This window comes from Streptomyces xanthii (assembly GCF_014621695.1).
Taxonomy (GTDB): domain Bacteria; phylum Actinomycetota; class Actinomycetes; order Streptomycetales; family Streptomycetaceae; genus Streptomyces; species Streptomyces xanthii.
On the sequence record NZ_CP061281.1, the window covers coordinates 4,709,330 to 4,733,670 of the forward strand.

Below are 24,341 nucleotides of genomic sequence, written 5' to 3' on the forward strand. Positions count from 1 at the left end.
GTGTCCCGGGACAGTGCCGCTTCGGCGCCCGCCACGTCGGGGTCTCGTCCGGAGCGGCCTGTGGGACCGGCGCTCGGGCGGGGCTCCCGCCTGCGCCGGGTGCTCGACGGCAGGCTGCTGCTCCAGGGCGGGATGAACGGCAGCCCGCTGCTGCGGCTGTTCACGCGCTGGGTGCGGCGTCCGCTGCTGCCCGCGATACGGCTGTGGCGGCGCAACATCCAGCTGAAGGTCGTCGTGACGACCCTGCTCATGTCGCTCGGTGTCGTGCTGCTGCTCGGCATCGTCGTCATCGGCTCGGTGCGCAACGGCCTGCTGGACGCGAAGGTGAAGGCCTCGCAGAGCCAGGCCGAGGGCGGTTTCCGCGCGGCCAAGGACCGGGCGGACACGGCGGCGGCCGGGGTGCGCGACGGCGCGTCCGGGGACAGTCGCACCCAGCTGAATCCGAACATCTGGCTGAGCGACCTGGTCACGCAGCTGGCCAGTGGCGGCAAGGGCGCGTTCAACGTGGTGACCCTTGGCGCCAGCGACGCCGACGGGGGCAACGGGCGGGCGCCGCGTGGCTCCGGGCTCGTCGAGCCGGACCGCAGCGTCCCCGACGATCTGCGCGACCGGGTCGACCGGATGACCGGCGCGTCCCAGAAGTACACGCGGATCTACTACGACGGCGGCCAGGAGTCGCAGCCCGGCCTGGTCATCGGCAAGCGGCTCGTCGACCCCCAGGGGCACGGCTACCAGCTGTACTACCTCTTCCCGCTCACCCAGGAGGAGAAGTCCCTGAGCCTGGTCAGAGGGACGCTCGCGACGGCCGGCCTGTTCGTGGTCGTGCTGCTCGGGGCGATCGCCTGGCTCGTGGTACGGCAGGTCGTCACCCCGGTGCGGATGGCGGCGGGCGTGGCCGAGCGGCTCTCCGCGGGCCGCCTCCAGGAACGTATGAAGGTCACCGGCGAGGACGACATCGCGCGGCTCGGCGAGGCTTTCAACAAGATGGCGCAGAACCTGCATCTGAAGATCCAGCAGCTGGAGGATCTGTCGCGGATGCAGCGCCGCTTCGTGTCGGACGTGAGCCATGAGCTGCGGACGCCGCTGACGACCGTACGGATGGCCGCCGACGTCATCCACGAGGCGCGGGTCGACTTCGATCCCGTGACCGCGCGGTCGGCGGAGCTGCTGGCCGATCAGCTCGACCGGTTCGAGTCGCTGCTCGCGGACCTGCTGGAGATCAGCAGGTTCGACGCGGGCGCCGCCGCTCTGGAGGCGGAGCCGATCGATCTGCGGGAGGTCGTGCGGCGGGTCGTGGGCGGCGCGGAGCCGCTCGCGGAGCGCAAGGGCAGCCGGGTACGGATCGTCGGCGACGAGCAGCCGGTGGTCGCCGAGGCGGACGCGCGGCGCGTGGAGCGCGTGCTGCGCAACCTGGTGGTGAACGCGGTGGAGCACGGTGAGGGCAAGGACGTCGTCGTGCGGCTCGCCGCGGCGGGCGGCGCGGTCGCCGTGGCCGTGCGCGACTACGGCGTCGGGCTGAAGCCCGGCGAGGCGACGCGGGTGTTCAGCCGCTTCTGGCGGGCCGACCCGGCACGCGCGCGTACCACCGGCGGTACGGGCCTCGGCCTGTCGATCGCCCTGGAGGACGCGCGGCTGCACGGTGGCTGGCTGCAGGCGTGGGGCGAGCCCGGTGGCGGTTCGCAGTTCCGGCTGACGCTGCCGCGGACGGCGGACGAGCCACTGCGCGGGTCGCCGATACCGCTGGAGCCGGAGGACTCGCGGCGCAACCGCGGGCTCGGCGAGGCCGGGCTGCCGGCCGACGACGGGCACAAGCGGGCCACGGTGCCGGTCCAGCCGCCCTCGGGGAGCGCTGCGCAGCAGTCGCTCGCTCCGCGCGGGGCGCAGGCGTCGGTGGAGGCCGATCCGACGGCGCTGCCGGGCAGCGGTGCCCGGGTCGTCCCCCGGGCGAACGGAAGCGGTGGCGGAGCGGTGAGTGTGCCGCGGCAGCCGGGCGAGCACGTGGAGCGGTCCGGTGACGGGGCGGCCCCCGGGACGGATCGGGCGGACGCGGAGCGCCCCGGGATGTCCGGAGGCGAGCAGGAGGAGTCGCGCACCGGTGCCGGTGAGCGGCGAGGGGAGTGACGGCGGGCGTGGGTGACCAGCGGGTGACGCGGCGGATCAGGGGGCGCCTCGTCGGCCTCGGCCTGCGTGGATCGGCCTTCGGCACGCCGGACGGGGACGCCTCCCGCGCCCCCGGGGCCGTGGAGGAGCGCGCCGGGCGGCGTGGGCCCGGCGGTCCCGTGAGGACCGGCCGGGGGCTCACCCGGGCCGGCGCCCTGGCCGGGTCCGGGGTGATCGTGCTGTCCGGGTGCGCGTCCATGCCGGACTCCGGCGGCATGCAGTCCGTCGAGGCGTCGCAGCGGCCGGACTCCCAGGTCCGCGTCTTCGCCCTGCCGCCGCGGGACAACGTGGGCCCCGGCAGCATCGTCGACGGCTTCCTCGACGCGCTGACCAGCGACGACCCTTCGTACGCCATCGCGCGGAAGTATCTGACGCCCAAGGCCGCGAAGGCGTGGCAGCCCGGGCAGCAGACCGTGGTGCTCGCCGACGGCCCGAATCCGCGGCCGACGAGCCGTCCCGACCCGGGGGACGAGGGCCACCTCTACGAGGTGACCGGCCGTCAGGTCGCTCTCGTGGACAAGCGGCAGGCCTACCGGCCGCAGGACCGCACGTACCGGGGCAACCTGCACCTCACGCAGGTGGACACGGCCAAGGGCAAGCAGTGGCGCATCGACTCGCCGCCCGAGGGTGTCGTGCTGGGTGCGTCCGACTTCCAGCGCATCTACCAGTCCGTCAACAAGTACTACTACGCCGACGATCCGCAGGCCTCCGCCGAGGACGCGCCGAAGCGGCTCGTCGCCGACCCCGTCTTCGTGCGGCAGTGGACGGACCCTCTGACCGAGACGGTCCGCGAGGTCATCAAGGGCCCGACGAGCTGGCTGGGGCCGGTCGTACGGTCGGCGTTCCCGTCGCACACGGCGCTCAAGAGCGGCGTGAAGACGCTGACGCCGGACGACGCGAACAAGCTGACCGTGCCGCTCAACCGGAGTGCGGACGCGGCCAGTCCGAGCCGCTGCAAGGAGATGGCGGCGCAACTCCTCTTCTCGCTGCGCGACTTGTCCTCGTCCAGTGTGGAGGAGGTCGAACTGGAGCGTTCCGACGGGCGGTTGCTGTGCGCGCTGTCCGAGGGCGGGGCGCAGGCGCTCGCGCCGCGCACCTCCGGGCGCCTCGACGACCAGTACTTCCTGGACGCCAAGGGGCGGCTCGTGCGGATGCCGGGCAAGAGCAGTTCGGACCGGGAGCCCGAGCGGGTTCCGGGGCCGCTCGGCGAGGGCGAGCAGGTGCTGCGTTCCGTCGCCGTGTCGCGGGACCAGGACCGGGCCGCCGCGGTGTCGAACACGGGGAGCGACCTGTACGTGACGTCGATGGTGTCCGGGGCCTCGCTCGGTGACGCCGTCGCGCACAGCCGGGCGAAGAAGGAGAACGACGGCTTCTCCACGCCGAGTTGGGACGGGCGCGGTGACCTGTGGGTCGCCGACCGGGATCCGAAGAACGCGCGGCTGCTCATGTACGGGCAGGGCATGGCCGACCAGGAGCAGGTCGTTCCGGTCGACCGGCTCGGGGACGGGGCGCGGATCGAGGCCGTGAAGATGTCCGCGGACGGGGCGCGGATCGCGCTGCTCGTCACGGAGAAGGGGACGACGTCCCTGCGGATCGGGCGGGTCGAGCGGCGGTCCGACGGGGACGGGGGGACGGACGTCTCGGTGACCGAACTGCGGGCCGCGGCGCCGCAGATGGAGGAGGTCACGGCCGTCTCCTGGGCCGGCAGCAGCCGTCTCGTGGTCGTCGGGCGGGAGGCCGGGGGGCTGCAGCAGATCCGGTACGTGCAGTGCGACGGGTCCGCGCCTACGGGGCAGGCGTTGCCGGGGCTCACTCGGGTGAGTGAGATCGCGGCGTCTGAGGATGACGGGTTGCCGTTGCTGGCGCACTCGGATGACGGGGTCGTGCGGTTGCCCTCCGGGGCGGCTTGGCAGTCCGTGCTCAAGGATGGGACCGCGCCTGTCTATCCCGGGTAGGCGGTTGCCTGTCGGTGGGGCGGGTTCGCGGGGCCGCGCCGCTGGGGTGGGGGTTCGTGGCCGGGTGCCGCGGTGTCGTGGCGTCGTGGCTGGTCGCGCCCCGCGACGGAGGCGCTGATCGGGTACAGCCCCGCGCCCCTGAAGGCGCACTCCGTGCGGCCTGGGATGAAGTTGCTGGTCGGATATGGCCAGCGCTCCTGTTTTGCCTGCCGCCGTTGGGGTTGAGCGTTGTGGTCGGGTGCTGCGCCGTCGTGGTTGCTCGCGCAGTTCCCCGCGCCCCTGGGAGGCACACTTCGTGCGCCCCAGGGGCCGTTGTGTCGGTCGCGCCCCGCGACGGAGTCGCCCCCCCCGACGGTGGGTTTTCCACAGGGGTTGTTGGGATGGGGTTCGGTTGGCATGTTGGGGGGATGCGGGGGGTTTGGGGTGAGGTGTGGGGGCTTGTTTTGCCGGGTTCCTGTGCGGGGTGCGGGGAGGGTCGGATGGCGTTGTGCGGGCGGTGCGCGGCGGCGCTCGACGGGCGGGGCGTGGGGCGGGTGCGGCCCCGGCCCGAGCCGGTCGGGCTGCCGGTGGTGCATGCCGCCGCGGTGTACGGGGGTGCGGTGCGCGGAGTGCTGCTGGAGCACAAGGAGCGGGGAGCGCTGGGGCTCGTACGGCCCCTGGGTGCGGCGCTCGCCGCCGCGGTGAGAGCCGGCGGGGAGAGGGGAGCCGTGGCGCTGGTGCCGATGCCTTCCGCGCGGCGGGCCGTCCGGGCGCGGGGGCACGACCCGACGCTGCGGATCACTCGCGCCGCGGCGGGTGCGCTGCGGAGGTCGGGGGTGCCGGCGCGGGTGCTGGCCGTGCTGCGGCAGCGGCGTACGCCGGTGGACCAGGCGGGGCTCGACGCGCGGGAGCGGCTCGCCAATGTGGCGGGTGCGCTGGAGGTCGTCGAGGGTGGTGCGGGCCTGCTCGCCGAAGTTGGCCGGATCATGCTGGTCGACGACCTCATGACGACCGGTGCCTCGCTCGCCGAGGCCGCACGCGCGGTCCGGGCGGCCCTTCCCTGCGGAACGCGTTCCATAACACTTACCGGAACCACTCCTTCCGATGGAGAAAAGGCAGCTCGGATCGCCCTTCACGGTGCCGTGATCGCCGCTTCTCCGGATTCCTTCGAGATAAACCGGAACTGATGCTGAATCTGCGTCGTTGCAGGTAGTGAGAGGGTTCGTTCACCTGAATGGAGGTACGCGTCGGTAGAGGGTGACGACATCCGTCCGGGCGAGATATGTTCGGTTGTGAGGAACTCGGCAGGAAAGACCGGCGCCGGACCTCGCATACTCGGAATGCCCGTCCCGTGGGTCTGTACAAAGATTTTCGCAATCACCCGGAGTGGTGGGGTGGAGATCTTGTCCGCGGGGGAGGAGGAGGTGGAAGTCACCGAGTCCGCGACTCCGGAAGTGGCCGGAGTCTGGTGCAAGAGGGAGATGCTCCGCCGAGGAGCGGAGCTATCCGGGAACGGAGTTCTGCGTGGACATCGTCGTCAAGGGCCGCAAGACCGAGGTACCTGAGCGGTTCCGCAAGCACGTGGCCGAAAAGCTGAAGCTGGAGAAGATCCAGAAGCTCGACGGCAAGGTGATCAGCCTCGACGTGGAGGTGTCCAAGGAGCCCAACCCCCGGCAGGCCGACCGGTGCGACCGCGTGGAGATCACGCTGCGCACCCGTGGCCCCGTGATCCGGGCGGAAGCCGCGGCGAACGACCCGTACGCGGCGCTCGACCTGGCCACGGAGAAGCTGGACGCCCGACTGCGCAAGCAGCACAGCAAGCGGTCCACACGGCGCGGTGCCCGGCGGATCTCGGCGGCGGAGGTCGCCGAGCGCGTCCCGGACGCCGCGACGCTCAACGGGGACGGAACCATCGCCAAGGACGAGTCCGAGGTGAACGGGGTACCGACCACCAGGATCGGATCCCTCGAGGTGCAGGGCGAAGGCCCGCTCGTCGTACGGGAGAAGACCCACGTGGCGGCGCCCATGTCGCTCGACCAGGCGCTCTACGAGATGGAGCTGGTCGGGCACGACTTCTATCTGTTCGTCGACTCCGAGACCAAGGAACCCAGCGTCGTCTACCGGCGCCACGCCTACGACTACGGCGTCATCCACGTCAGCACCGACCCGATGGTCGCCCAGGCGCGGGCCGCCGACGCGGGAGACGCCATCGGCGGCTGAGCCCGGCCCACGGGCGGCTGTCCGAAAACCCACTCATCGGGTGCCCCTGGAGTGCGCGTGCGCCCCCGGGGGCACCCTCGTGCGACCCCCTCGTGCACCGCACCGTCGCCGCGCGGACGCCGAGGCATGAAATCATGGCCGAGCCGGGTCAACCGGTGTGCTGGCGCCTCGGGTTGGCCCGGCACTGGAAGACGGGCCACGGCCTTCAGGGGGAGGAACGATGGCGGACAGCTTCGGACCGATGCGAGGCGAGGACGCCGGCGCGGCCGGCGCCGGCGCCGGCATGGGACCGGATGCCGGCTCCCCGCGTAAGGAGCCCATCCGGGTGCTCGTGGTGGACGACCACGCCCTGTTCCGGCGCGGGCTCGAGATCGTCCTCAAGGCCGAGGAGGACATCCAGGTCGTCGGCGAGGCCGGCGACGGCGCGGAGGCGGTGGACAAGGCGGCCGACCTGCTGCCCGACATCGTCCTCATGGACGTGCGGATGCCCAGAAGAGGCGGCATCGAGGCCTGCACCTCCATCAAGGAGGTGGCGCCCAGCGCGAAGATCATCATGCTGACGATCAGCGACGAGGAAGCCGATCTCTACGAGGCGATCAAGGCCGGCGCGACCGGATATCTCCTCAAGGAGATCTCCACCGACGAGGTGGCGACCGCCATTCGCGCCGTCGCCGACGGCCAGTCGCAGATCAGCCCCTCCATGGCGTCGAAACTGCTCACCGAGTTCAAATCGATGATCCAGCGCACCGACGAGCGCCGGCTCGTCCCGGCGCCCCGGCTGACCGACCGGGAGCTGGAAGTGCTCAAGCTCGTCGCCACGGGGATGAACAACCGGGACATCGCCAAGGAACTCTTCATCTCCGAGAACACGGTGAAGAACCACGTGCGCAACATCCTGGAGAAGCTTCAGCTGCACTCCAGGATGGAGGCCGTGGTGTACGCGATGCGGGAGAAGATTCTCGAGATCCGATAGGCGCCGCGCCCTCTTCCCGGCGCCGGGAACGCGCTAGGAGAGGGCCGCCACGAGTGCCTTCTTCAGGGCCGGGTCGGCCATGCGCTCCACCCGCACCGTGTCGCAGCCCACCCAGCTCGCAGCCTCCCGGAGCGCCTCCGCCACCGCGGGCGCCGCCTTCGGGCCGTCCAGCGAGACCTGCTTGGCGACCAGCGTCGAGCCCTCGCGCGCCGGATCGACGCGGCCCACCAGACGGCCGCCCGCCAGCACCGGCATCGCGAAGTAGCCGTGCACCCGCTTCGGCTTCGGCACGTACGCCTCCAGCCGGTGGGCGAAACCGAAGACGCGCTCCGTGCGGGCCCGCTCCCAGATCAGTGAGTCGAACGGGGACAGCAGCGTCGTACGGTGCCGGCCGCGCGGAGCCGACTCCAGGGCCGCCGGGTCCGCCCAGGCCGGCTTGCCGCCCCAGCCCTCCACCGTCACCGGCACCAGACCCGTCTCCTCGACCACCGCGTCGAACTGCTCGGCCTTGAGCCGGTGGTAGTCGGCGAGGTCGGAGCGGGTGCCGACGCCGAGGGCCTCGCCGGCCTGGCGGACCAGACGGCGCACGCACTCCTTGTCGTCCAGGTCGTCGTGCAGCAGCTCGTCGGGGACGGCGCGCTCGGCCAGGTCGTAGACGCGCTTCCAGCCGCGGCGCTCCACACAGACCACCTCGCCGTACATGAGCGCGCGCTCGACAGCGATCTTCGACTCCGACCAGTCCCACCACTCGCCCTTGTTCTTCGCGCCGCCGAGCTCCGTGGCGGTCAGGGGGCCCTCGGTGCGGAGCTGCTTGATCACCTGGTCGTAGGCGCCGGGGGTGAGCCCGTGGTTCCAGTGGGGGCGGGTGCGGTAGGCGCGGCGGCGGAAGGCGAAGTGGGGCCACTCCTCGATGGGGAGGATGCAGGCCGCGTGCGACCAGTACTCGAAGGCGTGGGGGCGGGCCGGTGTCGCCGCCGACCAGTACGCGTCCTCGACCGTTCTGCGGCCCACCGCGCCGAGGCGGGCGTACGGGATCAGCTCGTGCGAGCGGGCCAGGACCGAGATCGTGTCGAGCTGGACCGCGCCCAGGTGGCGCAGGACGCCGCGCACGCCTGCCCTGCGGTCCGGGGCGCCCAGGAAGCCCTGGGCCCGCAGGGCGATGCGGCGGGCTTCGTCGGCGGTCAGGGTGACGGTGGCGGTGGGACGCGGCGGGGTCGTCATGGCCCGAACTTTAGGGGGCGGCACTGACAGTCGGGGCCGGGCTGAGGGGCCCCTGGCGGGCCGCCGGGGGCAGGTCAGGGAGTCGGGGCCGGGAGGTAGGGCAGAGGGCTGGGGAGGGGGACGTCGCAGGGGAGGAGGGCGCCGATCCAGCAGTCCCGGAGGACGCCCTTGTTGAGCAGGCCCGCGCGCAGGACGCCCTCCACCGTGAAGCCCGCCTTCTCGGCGACCGTGCGGGACGCCACGTTCCCCGCCTCCGCGCGCCATTCCAGCCGCACACAGGCCAGCTCCGTGAAGGCCCAGCGGGCGACGCCCAGGACGGCCTCCGTCATGTAGCCCCGGCCCCGGTGCTCCTTGTGCGTCCAGTAACCGACCTCCCACGCGCCCGCGCGCGGGTGGTGCAGCGAGATCGCGGCGACGATCGGCCCGTCCGGGTCCCGGCGCACCGCGAAGGTGTACTCGGTGTCGGCCCGCCAGCCGTCGGGGACCATCTGCTGCACGAAGTACTCGGCGTCCACGCGCGCGTAGGGCGACGGCACCGTGGTCCAGCGCTGGATGTCGGGGTCCTGGGCCGCCGCGAACACCTCGTCGATGTCGGCGGGCACGAACGTGCGCAGCTGCAGGCGGTCGGTGGTCAGCGTCACGGGGTCCATCGCCCGATTCTGCTCGGGGCGGACGGCGGATGTCACCAGTTTTCCTGCCGCGTACCGGCACCTTCCGAGCCGCCCGTCCGTTGGACCTGATGGCAGACCTCCCGGCGCGGTGGGGTCCTCGCATACGATGGCCGTTGCTCAGGCTGTCGCCTGGGTAACCGACCGTGCCAGGCCCGACCGGCAAGGAGACCAACCCCCGTGTCCGTCCTCTCGAAGATCATGCGTGCAGGCGAAGGCAAGATCCTGCGCAAGCTGCACCGCATCGCGGACCAGGTGAACTCCATCGAAGAGGACTTCGTGGGCCTCACCGACGCCGAGCTGAGGGGCCTCACCGACGAGTACAAGCAGCGGTACGCCGACGGCGAGAGCCTCGACGACCTGCTGCCCGAGGCGTTCGCCACCGTCCGTGAGGCCGCCAAGCGCGTGCTCGGCCAGCGTCACTACGACGTCCAGCTGATGGGCGGCGCCGCCCTCCACCTCGGATACGTCGCGGAGATGAAGACCGGTGAGGGCAAGACCCTGGTCGGCACCCTGCCCGCGTACCTGAACGCGCTGTCCGGCGAGGGCGTCCACCTGATCACGGTGAACGACTACCTGGCCGAGCGCGACTCCGAGATGATGGGCCGCGTCCACAAGTTCCTGGGCCTGAGCGTCGGCTGCATCCTGGCGAACATGACGCCGGCCCAGCGCCGCGAGCAGTACGCCTGCGACATCACGTACGGCACGAACAACGAGTTCGGCTTCGACTACCTGCGCGACAACATGGCGTGGTCCCAGGACGAGCTCGTCCAGCGCGGCCACAACTTCGCGATCGTCGACGAGGTCGACTCGATCCTCGTCGACGAGGCCCGTACGCCGCTGATCATCTCCGGCCCCGCCGACCAGGCCACCAAGTGGTACGGCGACTTCGCGAAGCTCGTCACGCGCCTGAAGAAGGGCGAGGCGGGCAACCCGCTGAAGGGCATCGAGGAGACCGGCGACTACGAGGTCGACGAGAAGAAGCGCACCGTCGCCATCCACGAGTCCGGCGTCAGCAAGGTCGAGGACTGGCTGGGCATCGACAACCTGTACGAGTCGGTGAACACGCCGCTGGTGGGCTACCTGAACAACGCCATCAAGGCGAAGGAGCTCTTCAAGAAGGACAAGGACTACGTCGTCATGGACGGCGAAGTCATGATCGTCGACGAGCACACCGGCCGTATCCTCGCCGGCCGCCGCTACAACGAGGGCATGCACCAGGCGATCGAGGCGAAGGAAGGGGTGGACATCAAGGACGAGAACCAGACGCTCGCCACGATCACCCTCCAGAACTTCTTCCGCCTGTACCAGCGTCACGACCAGGAGGGCAAGGAGATCCCCGGGCTCTCCGGCATGACGGGTACGGCGATGACCGAGGCCGCCGAGTTCCACCAGATCTACAAGCTCGGCGTCGTCCCGATCCCGACGAACAAGCCGATGCAGCGCAAGGACCAGGCCGACCTGATCTACCGCACCGAGGTCGCCAAGTTCGACGCGGTCGTCGACGACATCGCGGAGAAGCACGAGAAGGGCCAGCCGATCCTCGTCGGTACGACGTCGGTCGAGAAGTCCGAGTACCTCTCCCAGCAGCTCAGCAAGCGCGGCATCCAGCACGAGGTGCTCAACGCGAAGCAGCACGACCGCGAGGCCGTGATCGTCGCCCAGGCGGGCCGCAAGGGCGCCGTCACCGTCGCGACGAACATGGCGGGCCGCGGCACCGACATCAAGCTCGGCGGCAACCCGGACGACCTCGCCGAGGCCGAGCTGCGCCAGGCCGGCCTCGACCCGGTCGAGCACGTCGAGGAGTGGGCGGCCGCGCTGCCCGCCGCCCTGGAGCGCGCCGAGCAGGCCGTCAAGGCGGAGTTCGAGGAGGTCAAGAGCCTCGGCGGGCTCTACGTCCTCGGCACCGAGCGCCACGAGTCGCGCCGTATCGACAACCAGCTGCGCGGACGCAGCGGCCGTCAGGGCGACCCGGGCGAGTCCCGCTTTTACCTGTCGCTCGGTGACGACCTGATGCGCCTGTTCAAGGCCCAGATGGTCGAGCGCGTGATGTCGATGGCCAACGTGCCTGACGACGTCCCGATCGAGAACAAGATGGTCACCCGCGCCATCGCCTCCGCCCAGTCGCAGGTCGAGACCCAGAACTTCGAGACGCGCAAGAACGTCCTGAAGTACGACGAGGTCCTCAACCGCCAGCGCGAGGTCATCTACGGCGAGCGCCGCCGCGTCCTGGAGGGCGAGGACCTGCATGAGCAGGTGCAGCACTTCATGGACGACACGATCGACGCCTACATCGGCGCCGAGACGGCGGAGGGCTTCGCCGAGGAGTGGGACCTCGACCGGCTGTGGGGCGCCTTCAAGCAGCTCTACCCGCTCAAGGTGTCCGTCGAGGAGCTGGAGGACGAGGCCGGGGACCGTGCCGGGCTCACCGCCGAGTTCATCGGCGAGGCCGTCAAGGACGACATCCACGCCCAGTACGAGGCCCGCGAGGAGCAGCTCGGCTCCGAGATCATGCGTGAGCTGGAGCGCCGTGTCGTGCTGAGCGTGCTCGACCGCAAGTGGCGTGAGCACCTCTACGAGATGGACTACCTCCAGGAGGGCATCGGCCTGCGGGCCATGGCGCAGAAGGACCCGCTGGTCGAGTACCAGCGCGAGGGCTTCGACATGTTCACCGCCATGATGGAGGGCATCAAGGAGGAGTCCGTCGGCTACCTGTTCAACCTGGAGGTCCAGGTCGAGCAGCAGGTCGAGGAGGTGCCGGTCCAGGACGCGGCGCCCACCTCCCTGGAGAAGTCCCCGGAGGACACCGTTCCGGCGCAGGCCGGGGCGTCCCGCCCGGAGATCCGTGCCAAGGGCCTCGACGCGCCGCAGCGCCCGGACCGCCTGCACTTCCAGGCGCCGAACGCGGAGGGTGGCGTCGACGAGGGCGACTTCGTGACCGAGGGCGGCCCGACCCGCTCCGAGGCCGACGGTCTGACCCGTGCCGAGCGCCGCAAGCAGCAGAAGGGCCGTGGCCGCCGCAAGAAGTGACGGTGGCGCGGTAGCGGGTCGTACGTAGCGGAAGGGGCCGGACACCTGGTGTCCGGCCCCTTCCGTGTGCCCAGGGGTGTCACAGGGCGGCGAGCAGGGACTCCAGCGGGGCTGGGACGCGGGCCGAGGGCAGGGCCTCGGTCAGGACGCGGCCGTAGCGGATCTTGCGGCCGCTGGTGGTGCCGAGGAAGCGGCGCAGTTGCTGGGCGGCCGTGCGGTCCTGCTGGGCGGGCTGGCGCTGGAAGGTCTGCAGGGAACGCAGCTCGCCCTCCTCGCGGACGAGTTCCTCGACGCGCGGGACGCCGAGGGCGCGGATCAGCTCCTCCTCCAGGTCCGCCGCGCACACGTAGAACTCCTGCTCCTGCCCGGTGACGCCGGCCCGCTCCAGGCCGCGCTCGTAGAAGCCGCGCTCGGCCTCGTCGCACAGGCCGGTCAGACGCAGGCCGAGGCCGTCGGGGCCGAGCAGGGCGGCGAAGCGGGCGATGCTCATGGCTCCGCCCATCGGGAGCACGCAGATGCCCTCGGCGGCGAGGTCGCGGCCGTGGCGTTCGGCGAGGGCGTCGACGGCCGCGGCGTCGCTCGGGCCCTCCAGCAGGACGGCGGTGCGGACGGGGAGGCGGGTGGCCAGGGTGCGGGCGCGGTCGCCGGAGCCGCCGGACGCCCATGCGACGACTGCCTCCCGGAACGCGGCCATGTCCGTCGCCGCGCCCCGTCCCTCCGGGTCCTCCGCCGCGTCCGCCGTCTTCGCCGCATCTGTCGTCATGACACGAGTCTGCGTCTTGGGTGGGCGGGGCGACAGCGGATTTCTGTGCGGGGCCTGATGTGGCGGTGCCGTAGCTGGGCCTTGATGAATCGTGCGCACCCGGGGCTGGGCTGTCTTCGCCGTAGGGGTCGGGGATCGTTGCCGGGTGTGGTGCCGTTGTGGCTGGTCGCGCAGTTCCCCGCGCCCCTGGCGGGCCGCGTCCGCTGCGGCGCCCTTTCCGGCGGGGGCCGGCTCCGGGGCCTGTGCCCGGCGCCGGGGTGATGGCTCAGGCCGGGCGCCGGGGCGACGGCCCCCCGGAGGGGGTGTTGGGGTCAGTCGTCGTGGGGGCGGGGTGGGCGGCCGTCGAGTTCTACGGCTGTGCAGCGCCAGCGCAGGGATTCGTCGCGGACCAGGCGGAAGGCCAGGGCGTGGAGGCGGGGGCCGGCGGTGACGCGGGCGAAGACCTCGTAGGAGCCGGGGGACGGTTCGAAGTGGCCGATGCGGTGGATGCGGGGGCGGGCCGGGCCCAGGGGGCGGCGGTCGGCGAGCCAGAGCAGGTCCTCGTAGGCCTGGTGGACGGTGTGGCGGGCGACCCAGTGCAGCGGTTTCTGGCCGCTGAGGACGAGCACGAGGCGCTCGGTGAACAGTTCGGTCGGGTGCGGCGGGGCCTGGGGCGCGATGCGGCCGGGGCCGGGGCGGCGGCTGTCGCGCCGGGCGGGGGGCCGGGTGCTCCGCCGGGGGCCTCGCCTGGTCATCACCTTCTGCACAGCGACCTCCGGATACCAATCGGTAACTTAGTGGTGGTGATCTTGTACGAGGCAGAGGCGCGGCCCCGCAAGAGCCGTCGGGAGGCGCCGGGGAGGACGGACCGGTTCGCTCATCCGGGTGGCCCGGGGCGCCGACGGGCCCCGGGGAGCGGGCCGGCCCGGAGTGAACCGGCCGCCCCCGGCTGACGCGGGCCGAGGATTCGGGCCGCGGCCCGAAAGAGGACGCGCCCCGGTACGGGGAGGGCGCGTCCCCGTATCCTGAAGGACCCCGGAACCCATAGGCCCCGACGACGAAAGCGGCCCGTCATGCGCGTGTACGTACCCCTGTCCCTGCCTCGACTCGCGGCGGCGTACAAGGCGGGCGAGCTGGGCCCCGCGCCGCTGACCGCCTACGCCGTGACGCCCGCGCTGCGCGAGTGGTACCTCTCCGACGACATCGAGGAGCTGGAGTACGCCGCGCTGAACCGGGCCGCGCTCGCCTCGCTGCGGCTGCTCGCCGGTGAGCCGGACGCCGCCCGCCGCCGCGTCGTGGTCGCCGTCGACGTGCCGGACGGCGCGGCCGTGGCCGACCCCGACCGGGGCCTCGACCCGGCCTCGCTCGGCGAGGTGTCGGTGCGGGACGTCGTGCGGCTCGCCAAGGCCGCGGCCGTGCACGTGGACGCCGACGACGCCGAGAAGGACGTCACCGCCGCGGCGGCCGCGCTGGGCGCCGCCGACCACGGGGACGACGACGCGCAGTTCGTCGTGGACGGGGCCGAGGACCACGAGCTGCTCTGGTTCGCGACGCAGGAGATCCCGAACCTGATCGGCCTCGGCGACTGAGCGGAAGGTACGTTCTGGGGATGGGGAAGCACACCACCGCGCACATCGTCTGGGACTGGAACGGCACGCTGTTCCACGACACCGAAGCAGTCATAGCGGCCACGAACGCCGCCTTCGAGGAGATCGGCCTCGAACCGATCACGCTGGAGACGTACCGAACGCTGTACTGCGTACCCGTCCCCAAGTTCTACGAGCGGCTGATGGGCCGGCTGCCCACCGAGGACGAGTGGCTCCTCATGGACGGCGCCTTCCACCGGCACTACGCGTTCCGCGCGGGCGACTGCCGGCTCACCGACGGCGCCGAGGGCCTGCTCGCCGGCTGGCAGGGCGCGGGCCGCAGCCAGTCCATCCTCAGCATGTACGACCACGAGCGACTGGTGCCGCTGGTACGGGACTTCGGGATCACCGACCGGTTCCTGCGCGTCGACGGCCGCACCGGGCCCTCGGGCGGCAGCAAGGCCGAGTACATGGTGCGGCACCTGAGCACCCTCGACGGGGTGGCGCCGGAGCGCACCGTCGTCATCGGGGACGCGGCCGACGACGCCGTCGCCGCGCTGCACGCGGGCGCGCGGGCCGTGCTCTACACGGGCGGCTCCCACAGCCGGGCCGGCCTGGAGGGCGCCGGCGTGCCGGTCGTGGACACGCTCGCCGAGGCCGTGCGCGAGGCGGAGCGGATCGCCGAGGCCGCCTGAATCCCTCCTTCCGCCGGGCCCGGTGTTTTGCGCCGAGTGCGTTCACGCTCCGCGCCCGGCTGCGTACGCTGGGGTGGTACGGCCGTACGGCAGCCACGACGGGGGGACGCGAACCATGGGTTTCGGCTTCGGGCAGCGGCGGGGCGGACAACTTCCCGCCGAGGTCACGACGTTCGTGGGGCGTGCCGACGAACTGGCGCAGGTGCGCGGCGCGTTCGACCGGGCCCGGCTCGTCACGCTCGTCGGGCCCGGCGGGGTCGGCAAGAGCCGCACCGCGCTGCGGGCCGCGGCCGGGCTCGCCAAGCGCTTCCCCGACGGGGTGTGGCTCGTCGAACTGAGCGCGCTGCGCGACCCCGAACTGATCCCGGCGACCCTCGCCGCCGTGCTCGAACTCCCGGACCAGGCAGGCATGGAGCCGCTCGACGCGGTCGTCGCGCACCTCCAGGGGCGGCGGCTCCTGATCGTCCTCGACACCTGCGAGCACCTCGTCGACGCCTGCGCCATGCTCACCGACGTGCTGCTGCGCGAGGCGGCCGGCGTGAGCGTCCTCGCGACCAGCCGGCAGCCGCTCGACGTGCCGGGCGAGCACTGCTGCCCCGTCGCGCCGCTGAGCGCCGACGACGCGCTGGAGCTGTTCGTGCAGCGGGCCGCCGCCGTCGTGCCCGGTTTCACGGTGACCGACGCGAACCGGGGGCAGCTCACCGCGCTCGCCGGCCGCCTCGACGGCATCCCGCTCGCGCTCGAGCTCGCGGCGGTACGGCTGCGGGCCGTGCCCCTGGAGCGGCTCGTGGAGCGGCTCGGCCACCGCTTCGAGGTGCTGACCGGAGGGCGCCGCACGGCGCTGACCCGGCACCAGACGCTGCGTACCGCCATCGGCTGGTCCCACGAGCTGTGCACGCCGCAGGAGCGTTTGCTGTGGGCGCGCCTGTCGGTGTTCGCCGGGTCCTTCGAGCTGTCGGCCGCCGAGACCGTGTGCGCGGGCGGCGAGCTGCCGCCCGGCGCGGTCCTGGAGCACCTCATCGGGCTCGTCGACAAGTCCGTCGTCCAGCGCATCGGGGAGGACGGCGGCCGGTACCGGCTGCTCGACACGATCCGCGAGTACGGGGCCGAGTGGCTGGAGGAGTCCGGGCAGGCGGCCGCCGTGCGCGGGCGGCACTTCGCGTACTACCGGGAGCTCGGCCGGCGCTTCTGGGACGAGTTCCTCACCGCCGCGCAGCCGGGGCACCACCGGGCGCTGCGGGCCGAGAGCGCCGATCTGCGGGCCGCGCTCGAGCACGCGTACGGGAGCGGGGACCCGGAGACCGTCGCGCAGGGCCTGTGGCTGGCGGCGCAGCTCGGGCCGTTCTGGCGGGCAGCCGGGGTGCTCGCCGAAGGCCGGTACTGGATCGACAAGGGGCTCGGGCTGCTCGGCGAAGTGGGCGGAGAACAGGCGTGGGGCCGGTTCATGGTCGCCCTGTTCTCGGTGTGGACCGGGGACCTGCCCGGCGCGCTCGAGCTCTTCCACCGGGCGATCGCGGTGGCGCGGCAGGCGGGGGAAGCGCGGGTCGAGCTGTTCTGCGACGCGTACCTGGGCGGGCTCGGGGCGCTGTGCGGGGAGCCGGAGGGGCTCGCGGAACTGGAGGACGCGCGGCAGCGGATCGTGGCGCGGGGCGACGGGCTCGGCACCGGGGTCGTGCACTACGAGGGCGCGCTGCTGCTCGGGGTGCTCGGGGACACGGACGGCGCCCTGGAGTTGTGCCGGACCGGGCTCGCGTTCCTGGAGGGCACCGGGGAGCGGCAGCTGTACGGGTCCACGCTCATGGTGCAGGGGGTGATCCTGTGGCTCGCGGGGGAGCGGGAGGAGGCCGTCGGGGCGCTGCGCCGGGCCCTGGAGGCCGCCGCCGAGGTCGAGGAGGTGCTCGTCGCGGCGATCTGCTGCCTCGTGCTCGGGTGGGCGGCGGCGCGCGAGAAGCGGTTCGTGCGGGCGGCGTGGCTGCTCGGGTACGCGGAGCACGCGCGGCGCCTGTCCGGTGACCCCGTCGGCATGCTGCCCTCGCTCTTCGAGGAGCAGGAGGCGGTGCGGGGGGCCGTGCGGGAGGCGCTGGGGGAGGACGGGTTCCGGCGGTGGCACGAGGTGGGGGCGCGGCTCTCCGGGGGGCGGGTGCTGGACGCGGTGCGGGGGGACATGGAGGTGCCGGCGCCCGCGGTGGCCGTGCCGGGGGCTCGGCGGAGCGGGGTCGAGGCGTTGACCCGTCGGGAGCGGGAGGTCGCTGCGCTGGTGGTGGAGGGGTTGTCGAACCGGGAGATCGCGGAGCGGCTGGTCATCTCGAAGCGGACCGCTGACGCGCATGTGGAGCATATTTTGGCGAAGCTCGGGGTCGGGTCGCGGACGGAGGTCTCTCTGGCAGCCGCGGCTTCCACCGTGGCTGGTTGATCTTTCGCTGCCGGGTGCGGCTCCGGTGGGGGCTGGTCGCGCAGTTCCCCGCGCCCCTGGGGCACGCTCCGCGTGCCCCAGGGGCCGGTAGGTATACGGAGGCGGGCTCCAGCCTGCGATCTGGGTATACGGGTGTTCCCGGGTACCGATGTGCGGTGGGGGGTGTACCGACGAGGATCAAGGGGTGTCGGGCTCCGGAGGAGGTCGCGGCGGGGAGTCGGGCAGTCATGGTCAACTCCCCCACGCTGTCGTGATGACAGCCCCGCCGTGGTGCCCGGAGCGCGACACCGCGGTGGCTGCCCTCGTCGGCGGGGCAGCCACCACCCACCCCCCGGCGGGTGACCCGCCCGGACCCCGCGGGTCACCCCTTCGGACGCCCCTGCACACTCCTACGGCTCAGCGATCTGTGCAGAGTGTCAAAGTTCGCCCCCTTGTTTTGTACACATACGGCTCATGACGTGCCCCGGGGGCGGGGAGATAGCCTTGACCCGTGATCAGCGCGATATCTCGCGGGGGCATCGTCGCCCCCTGCCCGCGCCGGGAGACCACGGTTCGTCATGCCGACCGTGCCCGGCGCTCAGCCGCTGATCGTTTCCCGCGGCCGGCCGGTGCGCCGAAAATGGCTCATATCCGTTCGCTCTTCTCTCATTCCGGCATAACGTCGACGTACAGCGGACACCCCGCGCCGTCTCGTCACGCCGGACGTTTTTTCTCGAACACGTCTACGTCACGCAACGGCGCGCGACAGGAGCCAGAGGACAATGCAGACCAAGCTGGACGAAGCCAAGGCCGAGCTGCTCGAACGGGCCGCCCGGGTAGCTGAGAACAGCCCGGCAGGGGGGCATCTCCCGGCTGGGCAGACGGGCGAGGGCACGCCGGACAGCGACACCGTGCTCTCGTTCCTCCAGCGCTACTACCTGCACACCGCGCCCGAGGACCTCACCGACCGAGACCCGGTCGACGTCTTCGGTGCCGCCTACTCGCACTACCGGCTCGCCGAGAACCGTCCGCAGGGCACCGCCAGCGTCAAGGTCCACACCCCGACCGTCGAGGAGAACGGCTGGACCAGCAGCCACTCCGTCGTCGAGGTCGTCACCGACGACATGCCCTTCCTCGTGGACTCGGTCACCAACGAGCTGTCGCGGCAGGGGCGCGGGATCCACGTCGTCATCCACCCGCAGGTCGTCGTGCGGCGTGACGTGACCGGCAAGCTCCTGGAGGTGCTGCCGGACGGCTCCACCGCCGACGGCCACGACGTGCTCACCGAGTCGTGGATCCACGTCGAGATGGACCGCGAGACGGACCGCGCCGACCTCAAGCAGATCACCGCCGATCTGCTGCGCGTCCTGTCCGACGTGCGCGAGTGCGTCGAGGACTGGGAGAAGATGCGCGACGCCGCGCTGCGCATCGCCGACGAGCTGCCCTCCGAGCCCACCGCCGGGGACCTGGACGAGTCGGAGGTCGAGGAGGCCCGCGAGCTGCTGCGCTGGCTGTCCGCCGACCACTTCACCTTCCTGGGCTTCCGCGAGTACGACCTGACCGAGGACGACTCCCTGGCCGCCGTGCCGGGCACCGGTCTCGGCATCCTGCGCTCCGACCCGCCGCACGGCGCCGACGACCACCACCCGGTCTCGCCGTCCTTCAGCCGGCTGCCCGCCGACGCCCGCGCCAAGGCCCGCGAGCACAAGCTGCTCGTCCTCACCAAGGCCAACAGCCGCGCCACCGTGCACCGCCCCAGCTACCTCGACTACGTCGGCGTGAAGAAGTTCGACGCCGAGGGCAACGTGATCGGCGAGCGCCGCTTCCTCGGCCTGTTCTCCTCGGCCGCGTACACCGAGAGCGTGCGCCGCGTGCCGGTCGTGCGCCGCAAGGTCGCCGAGGTCCTCAAGGGCGCCGGCTTCACGCCCAACAGCCACGACGGCCGCGACCTGCTCCAGATCCTGGAGACGTACCCGCGCGACGAGCTGTTCCAGACTCCGCCGGACGAGCTGCGCTCCATCGTCACCTCCGTCCTGTACCTGCAGGAGCGGCGCCGGCTGCGCCTGTACCTGCGCAAGGACGAGTACGGGCGCTACTACTCGGCGCTCGTCTACCTGCCGCGCGACCGCTACACCACGGGCGTCCGGCTGCGGATCATCGACATCCTGAAGGAGGAGCTCGGCGGCACCAGCGTCGACTTCACCGCCTGGAACACCGAGTCGATCCTGTCCCGGCTGCACTTCGTCGTCCGCGTCGCGCCCGGCACCGAGCTGCCGCAGCTGTCCGACGCCGACAAGGACCGCATCGAGGCCCGGCTCGTGGAGGCCGCCCGCTCCTGGGCCGACGGCTTCGGCGAGGCGCTGAACGCCGAGTGCGGCGAGGAGCGCGCCGCGGAGCTGCTGCGCCAGTACGGCCACGCCTTCCCCGAGGGCTACAAGGCCGACCACACGCCGCGCGCCGCCGTCGCCGACCTGGTCCACCTGGAGGCCCTCGCCCGCAGCGGCAAGGACTTCGCGCTCTCCCTGTACGAGCCCGTGGGCGCCGCCCCCGGCGAGCGCCGCTTCAAGATCTACCGCACCGGCGCGCCCGTCTCCCTGTCGGCCGTGCTCCCGGTGCTCCAGCGCCTGGGCGTCGAGGTCACCGACGAGCGCCCGTACGAGCTGCGCTGCGCGGACCGTACGACGGCGTGGATCTACGACTTCGGCCTGCGCCTGCCCCAGCAGGGCAACGGCAACGGGGACGACCTCGGTGCCGACGGCCGCGAGCGGTTCCAGGAGGCGTTCGCCGCCACCTGGACCGGCGCCGCGGAGAACGACGGCTTCAACGCCCTCGTGCTCGGCGCCGGGCTCACCTGGCGCCAGGCCATGGTGCTGCGCGCGTACGCCAAGTACCTGCGCCAGGCCGGCTCCACGTTCAGCCAGGACTACATGGAGGACACCCTCCGCAACAACGTCCACACCACGCGCCTGCTGGTGAGCCTCTTCGAGGCGCGGATGTCGCCGGACCGGCAGAGCGCCGGCACCGAGCTGATCGACGGGATCCTCGAGGAGCTCGACGGCGCGCTCGACCAGGTCGCCTCCCTCGACGAGGACCGCATCCTGCGCTCCTTCCTCACGGTCATCAAGGCGACCCTGCGCACGAACTTCTTCCAGAGCGCCGGGACCGACGCGCGCGAGCCGTACCGCCCGCACGCCTACGTCTCCATGAAGCTCGACCCGCAGGCCATCCCCGACCTGCCCGAGCCGCGCCCCGCCTACGAGATCTGGGTGTACTCGCCCCGCGTCGAGGGCGTCCACCTGCGCTTCGGCAAGGTCGCGCGCGGCGGTCTGCGCTGGTCCGACCGGCGCGAGGACTTCCGTACGGAGATCCTCGGCCTGGTCAAGGCGCAGATGGTGAAGAACACCGTCATCGTGCCCGTCGGCGCCAAGGGCGGCTTCGTCGCCAAGCAGCTGCCCGACCCGTCGGTGGACCGCGACGCGTGGATGGCCGAGGGCATCGCCTCGTACAAGACGTTCATCTCGGCGCTGCTCGACATCACCGACAACCTGGTCGGCGGCGAGGTCGTGCCGCCCGTCGGCGTCGTGCGCCACGACGGCGACGACACCTACCTGGTGGTCGCGGCCGACAAGGGCACCGCGAAGTTCTCCGACATCGCCAACGAGGTCGCCCAGGACTACGGCTTCTGGCTGGGCGACGCGTTCGCCTCCGGCGGCTCGGCCGGCTACGACCACAAGGGCATGGGCATCACCGCCCGCGGCGCCTGGGAGTCCGTCAAGCGGCACTTCCGGGAGCTGGGCGTCGACACCCAGACCGAGGACTTCACGGTCGTCGGCGTCGGCGACATGTCCGGCGACGTGTTCGGCAACGGCATGCTGCTCAGCGAGCACATCCGCCTCGTCGCCGCGTTCGACCACCGGCACATCTTCATCGACCCGAACCCGGACGCGGCCACCTCGTACGCCGAGCGCCGCCGCATGTTCGACCTCCCGCGCTCCAGCTGGGAGGACTACGACAAGGAGCTGATCTCCGCGGGCGGTGGCGTCTTCCCGCGCTCCGCCAAGGCGATCCAGCTCAACGCGCACATCCGCGAGGCCCTCGGCATCGAGTCCGGCCAGTCGAAGATGACCCCGGCCGAGCTGATGAAGGCCATCCTCCAGGCCCCCGTGGACCTGCTGTGGAACGGCGGCATCGGCACGTACGTGAAGTCGTCCGTCGAGTCGAACAGCGACGTCGGCGACAAGGCCAACGACTCGATCCGCGTCGACGGCCAGGACGTGCGCGCCCAGGTCATCGGCGAGGGCGGCAACCTCGGCGCGACCCAGCTGGGCCGCATCGAGTTCGCCCGCAAGGGCGGCCGGGTCAACACCGACGCGATCGACAACAGCGCCGGTGTGAACACCTCGGACCTCGAGGTCAACATCAAGATCCTGCTCAACCGTCTGGTCCTCGACGGCGACATGACCGTCAAGCAGCGCAACAAGCTGCTCGCGGCCATGACCGACGAGGTCGGCGAGCTCGTCCTGCGCAACAACTACGCGCAGAACACGGCGCTCGGCAACGCCGAGGCGCAGGCCCCGTCCCTGCTCCACGCCCACCAGCGCTTCATGCGCCGGCTCGGCAAGCAGGGCCACCTGGACCGCTCGCTGGAGTTCCTGCCGAACGACCGGCAGATCAAGGAGCTCCTCAACAGCGGCCGCGGCCTGACCCAGCCCGAGCTGGCCGTCCTGCTCGCGTACACGAAGATCACGGCGTCGGACGAGCTCATCCAGACCTCGCTGCCCGACGACCCGTACCTGGCCCGGCTGCTGCACGCCTACTTCCCGCAGGCGCTGCGCGACAAGTACCTGGACTCGATCGACGGCCACGCGCTGCGCCGCGAGATCATCACCACGGTGCTGGTCAACGACACGGTGAACACGGGCGGCTCGACCTTCCTGCACCGCCTGCGCGAGGAGACCGGCGCGTCCCTGGAGGAGATCGTCCGGGCGCAGCTCGCGGCCCGCGAGATCTTCGGCCTGAGCGACGTGTGGGACGCGGTCGAGGCGCTCGACAATGTCGTCGCCGCCGACGTGCAGACCCGGATCCGGCTGCACTCGCGCCGGCTCGTCGAGCGCGGCACGCGCTGGCTGCTCAACAACCGGCCGCAGCCGCTGCAGCTCGCCGAGACGATCGCCTTCTTCAAGGAGCGGGTCACCGAGGTCTGGGCGGCCATGCCGAAGATGCTGCGCGGCGCGGACGCCGAGTGGTACCAGGGGATCGTCGACGAGCTGACCGGCGCCGGGGTGCCGGAGGAGCTGGCCGAGCGGGTCGCCGGGTTCTCCTCCGCGTTCCCGACGCTCGACATCGTCCAGATCGGCGACCGCATGGGCAAGGACCCGCTCGCCGTCGCCGAGGTCTACTACGACCTCGCGGACCGGCTGAACATCACGCAGCTGATGGACCGCATCATCGAGCTGCCGCGGGCCGACCGCTGGCAGTCGATGGCCCGCGCGTCGATCCGCGAGGACCTGTACGCGGCGCACGCCGCCCTGACGGCCGACGTGCTGGCCGTCGGGAACGGGACCTCGACGCCGGAGCAGCGGTTCAAGGACTGGGAGGAGAAGAACGCGGCGATCCTGGGCCGCGCGCGCACCACCCTGGAGGAGATCCAGGGCTCGGACGCCTTCGACCTGGCGAACCTGTCGGTCGCGATGCGGACGATGCGCACGCTGCTGCGTTCGCACTCGTAGTCACCCCCTGACACAGGGGTCGAGGGGCGCCTTCGGGCGCCCCTCGGTCGTTCGCCGTTCGTCCGGCGGACGCGCCGGGTCGTTCTTCCTACCGGATTCTTGTGTTCTGAATGAGTGTCCCGACGGCCGGGGCTGTGTTTCGGTGGTACCGATGGGGTGACCGAGCACGCCGACCAGGGAGAGCCCGATGCCGCCGAAGCAGATCCGGCCCGACGCGACGCCGGCCGCACGCGCGGTCGCACTGCCCGACGACTGGGCCGCGACCCCGCTCACCGTCGTCATGCCGACGTACAACGAGGCGGGGAATCTGCCCGGCATGGCCGAGGCCCTGATGGCGCTACCGCTGCCGGGCCTGCGGCTCCTCGTCGTCGACGACTCCAGCCCGGACGGCACCGGTGACCTCGCCGAGGAGTACGCGGGCCGCTTCGGCGCCGACCGGATGGCCGTGCTGCACCGCGCCGGCAAGGAAGGGCTCGGCCGGGCCTACGCGGCGGGCATGGCGCGGGCCGTGGCGGACGGCGCCCGCTACGTCCTGCAGATGGACGCCGACGGCAGCCACCCCGTCGCGAAGGTCCCGCAGCTGCTCGGGGTCGCCCTGTCGACCGGCGCGGGCGTCACCATCGGCAGCCGCTACGTGCAGGGCGGCAGCCTCTCCGAGGCCTGGGGAGCGCACCGCAAGCTGCTGTCGCGCTGGGCGAACGCGTACGCGGGCACGATCCTCGGCACCCGGGTCCGGGACATCACGGGCGGCTTCAACCTGTGGCGCGAGGACGCCCTGCGCGCCATCGACCTGGCCTCCGTCGACAGCGCGGGCTACAGCTTCCAGGTCGAGATGAAGTACCGGGCGCTGCGCCGCGGCCAGGGGATCATCGAGGTGCCGATCCACTTCGAGGACCGTACGGTCGGCGAGTCGAAGATGAACCTGATGGTGCAGCTGGAGTCGGTCGCGATGCCGTGGCGGCTGCGGGCCCGCTCGCGGCACTGACCTCCA

General features: G+C 71.9%; 15 protein-coding genes. 11 read left to right on the forward strand and 4 right to left on the reverse strand.

What is annotated here, in order from left to right; genetic code table 11:
* From mtrB to IAG42_RS21375, 5 genes are all read left to right on the forward strand, one after another.
* Positions 1-2,121, forward strand: coding sequence for an MtrAB system histidine kinase MtrB (gene mtrB, locus IAG42_RS21355; protein WP_188338567.1), 2,121 nt, complete (start codon positions 1-3; stop codon positions 2,119-2,121).
* Positions 2,122-2,357: 236 nt separating this feature from the next.
* The gene (locus tag IAG42_RS21360; RefSeq protein ID WP_188341523.1) at positions 2,358-4,115 is read left to right on the forward strand and encodes an LpqB family beta-propeller domain-containing protein; all 1,758 of its coding nucleotides are present in this window, start codon (positions 2,358-2,360) and stop codon (positions 4,113-4,115) included.
* Positions 4,116-4,522: 407 nt separating this feature from the next.
* Positions 4,523-5,281 (forward strand): ComF family protein, encoded by a 759-nt coding sequence (locus IAG42_RS21365; protein WP_188341524.1) that lies wholly within the window; start codon positions 4,523-4,525, stop codon positions 5,279-5,281.
* A 337-nt stretch (positions 5,282-5,618) separates the two neighbouring features.
* On the forward strand, positions 5,619-6,314 hold the full coding sequence (gene hpf / locus IAG42_RS21370) for a ribosome hibernation-promoting factor, HPF/YfiA family (protein WP_188338568.1): 696 nt from the start codon (positions 5,619-5,621) through the stop codon (positions 6,312-6,314).
* Positions 6,315-6,534: 220 nt separating this feature from the next.
* Positions 6,535-7,287, forward strand: coding sequence for a response regulator (locus tag IAG42_RS21375; RefSeq protein WP_188338569.1), 753 nt, complete (start codon positions 6,535-6,537; stop codon positions 7,285-7,287).
* Positions 7,288-7,320: 33 nt separating this feature from the next.
* Here IAG42_RS21375 and IAG42_RS21380 read toward each other — a convergent pair whose 3' ends face one another.
* Together IAG42_RS21380 and IAG42_RS21385 are read right to left on the reverse strand one after the other, a co-directional pair.
* Positions 7,321-8,508 carry a winged helix-turn-helix domain-containing protein gene (locus IAG42_RS21380; RefSeq protein ID WP_188338570.1) on the reverse strand — a complete coding sequence of 396 codons (1,188 nt, stop codon included), beginning with the start codon at positions 8,506-8,508 and terminating at the stop codon, positions 7,321-7,323.
* 74 nt (positions 8,509-8,582) lie between these two features.
* Complete coding sequence (locus IAG42_RS21385; RefSeq protein ID WP_188338571.1) at positions 8,583-9,158, reverse strand: GNAT family N-acetyltransferase; 576 nt, start codon at positions 9,156-9,158, stop codon at positions 8,583-8,585.
* Between the two features lie 198 nt (positions 9,159-9,356).
* Between IAG42_RS21385 and secA the strand changes: the two genes are divergently transcribed.
* Positions 9,357-12,206: a preprotein translocase subunit SecA gene (gene secA / locus IAG42_RS21390; protein ID WP_188338572.1), complete on the forward strand. Its 2,850-nt coding sequence runs from the start codon at positions 9,357-9,359 to the stop codon at positions 12,204-12,206.
* Between the two features lie 79 nt (positions 12,207-12,285).
* On the opposite strand, the gene IAG42_RS21395 is transcribed toward secA, so the two are convergent.
* Positions 12,286-12,900, reverse strand: coding sequence for an ATP-dependent endonuclease (locus IAG42_RS21395; protein ID WP_188341525.1), 615 nt, complete (start codon positions 12,898-12,900; stop codon positions 12,286-12,288).
* A gap of 380 nt (positions 12,901-13,280) precedes the next feature.
* Positions 13,281-13,703 carry an Rv3235 family protein gene (locus tag IAG42_RS21400; RefSeq protein ID WP_223206104.1) on the reverse strand — a complete coding sequence of 141 codons (423 nt, stop codon included), beginning with the start codon at positions 13,701-13,703 and terminating at the stop codon, positions 13,281-13,283.
* Positions 13,704-14,021: 318 nt separating this feature from the next.
* Here IAG42_RS21400 and IAG42_RS21405 point away from each other — a divergent pair, with 318 nt between their 5' ends.
* The 5 genes from IAG42_RS21405 (at position 14,022) to IAG42_RS21425 (ending at position 24,335) form a co-directional block, all read left to right on the forward strand.
* Positions 14,022-14,537, forward strand: coding sequence for a DUF6912 family protein (locus IAG42_RS21405; protein WP_188338574.1), 516 nt, complete (start codon positions 14,022-14,024; stop codon positions 14,535-14,537).
* A gap of 20 nt (positions 14,538-14,557) precedes the next feature.
* Positions 14,558-15,229 (forward strand): HAD family hydrolase, encoded by a 672-nt coding sequence (locus tag IAG42_RS21410; RefSeq protein ID WP_188338575.1) that lies wholly within the window; start codon positions 14,558-14,560, stop codon positions 15,227-15,229.
* A 115-nt stretch (positions 15,230-15,344) separates the two neighbouring features.
* A complete protein-coding gene (locus tag IAG42_RS21415) occupies positions 15,345-17,642 on the forward strand; it encodes an ATP-binding protein (protein ID WP_188338576.1) in 2,298 nt (765 codons plus the stop codon).
* 761 nt (positions 17,643-18,403) lie between these two features.
* Positions 18,404-23,350, forward strand: a complete 4,947-nt coding sequence (locus tag IAG42_RS21420; protein WP_188338577.1) for an NAD-glutamate dehydrogenase — start codon at positions 18,404-18,406, stop codon at positions 23,348-23,350.
* Positions 23,351-23,537: 187 nt separating this feature from the next.
* Positions 23,538-24,335, forward strand: coding sequence for a polyprenol monophosphomannose synthase (locus IAG42_RS21425; protein WP_188338578.1), 798 nt, complete (start codon positions 23,538-23,540; stop codon positions 24,333-24,335).
* The last annotated feature ends 6 nt before the right edge of the window (positions 24,336-24,341 follow it).